The organism is Occallatibacter sp., from assembly GCF_049510455.1.
Taxonomy (GTDB): Bacteria; Acidobacteriota; Terriglobia; order Terriglobales; family Acidobacteriaceae; genus Telmatobacter.
The window spans coordinates 1-3581 of the sequence record NZ_JBEKYX010000182.1; the positions used below are offsets into that span (position 1 = coordinate 1).

The window sequence follows — 3581 nt, forward strand, 5'->3', positions numbered from 1 at the left end:
GAGCAGCAGCGCATACTGGGAGTCTTCCCAAATTTCTACATAAGCTATGCAAAGAATGCGGCTCCGCTGACGCCAAAGCAGAAGTTCCAGCTTGCCTGGCGCAGCCAGATTGATCCGATGACGCTTGTATTTACGGGGATCACGGCGGGAGTCGAGCAGTCCGGCAATACGCCCGCTTCCTGGGGACAGGGCGGTTCCGGATTTGCCAAGCGCTATGCCGCGGCGTATGGGGACGGCCTTACCGATACCTTTCTTGCGGGCGCGATTTTTCCGTCGATCTTCCATCAGGACCCCCGCTACTTTTACAAAGGCACGGGCACAATCCGCTCGCGCATCTGGTATGCCATCAGCTCAGCGGTGATCTGCCGCGCAGATAACGGGCGCAGGCAGTTCAACTACTCGGGTCTGATGGGTGATTTGAGCTCGGCGGGCCTGTCAAATCTCTACTACCCGGCCGACGACCGCAATAGCATTGGGCTCACGCTGCGGAACCTGGGAATTGGCAAAGCTACACAGGCGGGCCAGAACATTCTGCAGGAGTTTGTAATCAAGCACTTCACTCCCAGGCTGCCCAAGGACTCCTCACTGAATCCGTGATTTCCGCCGCTGGGGCGACCTATACTCGCTGGCATGGACAATGAGCGCATTCGCGAGATCTGCATGGCGCTGCCCCATGCGGAGGAAACGTTGAACTGGGGTCACCGGCTGGTTTACTGGGTGGGCCCGCGCGAGATTGGCGGCAAGATGTTTGCCACAACCGATGTGGACGGCACGGGAACGGGCGTGCTTTGGTTCCATGCCGGGGCTGAACGCTTTCATGAGCTGCTGGAGACGGAGGGGATCATTCCTGCGCCTTATATGGCGAGGGCTCACTGGGTGACGGTGGAGCGGTGGAATGTACTCAGATCGCGGGAGTTTGAGGACGAGTTGAAGCGTGCCCATGCGCTGATTTATGAGAAGCTGCCGAAGCGCGTGAAGACTGCGCTGGAGCTGCCGGAGAAGGAGCGGGACCGGCTGGTGCGGGAGAAGAAGAAAGTGTTGAAGGATAAAGAGGCTGCGAGTAGTGGAAAGTCGAAACGCCGCAGCAAGTAAAGAGAATATGGAACACAGTGAACAGAAAAATCGTATGAGTAATTGCTGGCGCAGAAGACTGCACCGGGTAAGGATTGAACGATGATTAAATTTCTGCTCTGGTGTCTGTTGTTCTTCTTTTGCTGGCCGCTGGCTTTGCTGGCGCTGGTGCTGTATCCGCTGGTGTGGCTGCTGCTGGTTCCTTTTCGGCTTGTGGGCATTACCGTGGAAGGTGTGCTGGAGCTGGTGAAGGGGATTATCTTTTTGCCGGGGCGGCTGCTCAAGGCGGTTTAAGAGGTTGTTACGAAACTCGTTCCTATTTTCCATCCATCACTTCCGAAAAACCGACATATCGTTACGGATCGAGTGCTGGCCGAGCGAAGATGACTCTACTCGCTATCCCCTGCACCTATGTAGACGTCTCAAATGTAGACGTCTCAAATACATTGCACTGTGTCCCCGAACGCTTAGGAGTTTCGTTGATGAAAACTTTCCTGCACCTTGCCTGGCTTGCGCTTACGCCGCCAATCCTGTTCGCACAGCAGCCTTTACCTAAGCCAGACTCTTCTCCACATAAGGTTCAATTCATCAACGTCGAGCCCAACGTGAAACTTGAGGTACTTGACTGGGGTGGAAGCGGTCCACCAGTCATTTTCCTCGCGGGGCTGGGAAACACAGCTCACGTCTTCGACGATTTCGCCCCAAAATTCGTGCCATATTATCACGTCTATGGAATCACTCGGCGCGGCTTCGGCACATCCAGCTCCCCACTTCCCATTGACTCTAACTATGTGTCAGATCGGCTTGGAGACGACGTTTTGAAGGTGATGGATGCTCTTGGAACGAAGCAACCTGTACTCATTGGCCACTCCATTGCCGGTGAAGAAATGAGTTCGATTGGGAGCCGATTTCCAGACAAAGTCACCGGACTCATCTACCTAGACGCAGGTTATCCTTATGCGCTTTATTCACCGAGCTTCGGTGATCGCGAGTTGGATTCCAAGGATTTGAAACGTGCTCTGGATGCTTTCCTCGTCGCCCAATCGGGAGCAGATATGAAGAGCATGACTGATGCAATGGCTAACGTTCTTTCTGAGATTAGGCTCGTGCAGAAAGATCTTGAGACGTTTCAGACACAGCTTGAATTGATGCCACATCCGCCAGACGCAGGGACAACGCCTGCAATCCCCTTTGCGCCGCCTGCAGTTATCAGGGGTGAGCAAAAATACACCAATATTCAGGTACCTATCCTTGCGATTTTCGCAAGCCCTCACAGTACCGCGCATCTGCCAACGATGCCGGAAGACAAGAAGGCCAAGTTCGCTGCTCTTGATCAGGCAGAGTCAGCCGCGCAAGCTAAGGCGTTTGAGCATTTGAAGTCCGCAAAGGTGGTGATCTTGCCGAACGCGGACCACTTCGTGTTTCTCTCAAATGGGCCGGAGGTTGAAAAACACATCAGAGATTTTCTCGCTGCAGTGTACCCGCAGGTAAAGTGATCGCAATATGTGGCTAGCCTAGACTCAGTAGAGGCTGCTGAATCCGCTCATCCAAGATCGCTTTGAAAGGTCAGTACCCATAAACGCTGTTGGCTTCATTTAACTTGTACGCGAAAAGCATTCATCAAGCATCCGGACGCAACAATCAAGTGCTGAATTTTCGGATACACAGCTGCCGGTACGAGGATTTGCCGGCGCGCGAAGCGAAATCGCTTTTGCAACGATTGCCTGTAACTTCAAGCTTCACTGTTTACATGTCTCTTTACTCACTGCCGGTGCGGGCTTTAGTTTTGGCTCATGGCAGTGGGTCTAGATCTGACAGGAAAAACGGCCCTGATTACGGGTGGGGCGCGCGGAATTGGCGCGGAGACCGTGCGCTTGTTTGCGCAGGCTGGGGCGTGTGTGGCCTTCAATTACCGGCAGGCGCGGGAGCGGGCTGAGGCGCTGGTGGGCGAGTGCGGCGGTGCTGGATCCAAAGCTGGTCACGCCGTGGCGATTGAGCAGGAGTTGAGTTCGCCGGCTGAAGGCCGGGAGCTGGTGCAGAAGGCTGTGGCCGCGCTGGGACGGCTGGATATTCTTGTGGTCAATCATGGTGTGTGGCCTCCGCATGACGCTCCGATTGCGCGGATGGACGAGGCGCAGTGGCGGCGGACGATGGCAGTGAATCTGGATTCAGTGTTTGGATTGGTGCAGGCGGCTGTTGGCCAGATGGAAGCTCAGGCGCGGCCTGCTCCTGAGGCACCGGCAGGGCATATTGTGCTGATCAGTTCGACGGCGGGGCAGCGTGGCGAGGCGTACCATGCGGACTATGCCGTGACGAAAGGCGCGCTGATCAGTCTGACCAAGAGTCTGTCGAGTGAGCTTGCGCCAAAGGGGATCCAGGTAAACTGCGTGGCGCCGGGGTGGGTGGAGACGGAGATGTCTGCCGGAACGCTGGCGGACCCTGTGCTGGGGCCGAAGGCGAAGGCTCTGATTCCTGTGGGGCGTGCCGCGACTCCGAGGGAGATTGCGGGT

4 protein-coding genes and 1 pseudogene are annotated in these 3581 nt (G+C 55.8%); all 5 read left to right on the top strand.

Annotation, left to right across the window (positions count from 1 at the left end; genetic code table 11):
* Positions 1 to 597 (top strand): annotated as a pseudogene (locus ABSG47_RS20545) (carboxypeptidase-like regulatory domain-containing protein); the annotation flags it as partial.
* Positions 598 to 660: 63 nt separating this feature from the next.
* The gene (locus tag ABSG47_RS20550) at positions 661 to 1092 is read left to right on the top strand and encodes an MmcQ/YjbR family DNA-binding protein (RefSeq protein ID WP_424172339.1); all 432 of its coding nucleotides are present in this window, start codon (positions 661 to 663) and stop codon (positions 1090 to 1092) included.
* 81 nt (positions 1093 to 1173) lie between these two features.
* Complete coding sequence (locus ABSG47_RS20555; protein ID WP_424167185.1) at positions 1174 to 1365, top strand: hypothetical protein; 192 nt, start codon at positions 1174 to 1176, stop codon at positions 1363 to 1365.
* Positions 1366 to 1553: 188 nt separating this feature from the next.
* Positions 1554 to 2567, top strand: coding sequence for an alpha/beta fold hydrolase (locus ABSG47_RS20560; RefSeq protein WP_424172341.1), 1014 nt, complete (start codon positions 1554 to 1556; stop codon positions 2565 to 2567).
* Between the two features lie 297 nt (positions 2568 to 2864).
* Positions 2865 to 3581 (top strand): SDR family NAD(P)-dependent oxidoreductase (locus ABSG47_RS20565; protein ID WP_424172344.1); only part of this gene is annotated, 717 nt, incomplete at its 3' end.

What these genes read in the sequence shown, in the direction of transcription:
- ABSG47_RS20550 (WP_424172339.1), top strand. Translation starts at nt 661, where the DNA reads ATGGCGCTGCCCCATGCGGAGGAAACGTTGAACTGGGGTCACCGGCTG.
- ABSG47_RS20560 (WP_424172341.1), top strand. Translation starts at nt 1,554, where the DNA reads ATGAAAACTTTCCTGCACCTTGCCTGGCTTGCGCTTACGCCGCCAATC.
- ABSG47_RS20555 (WP_424167185.1), top strand. Translation starts at nt 1,174, where the DNA reads ATGATTAAATTTCTGCTCTGGTGTCTGTTGTTCTTCTTTTGCTGGCCG.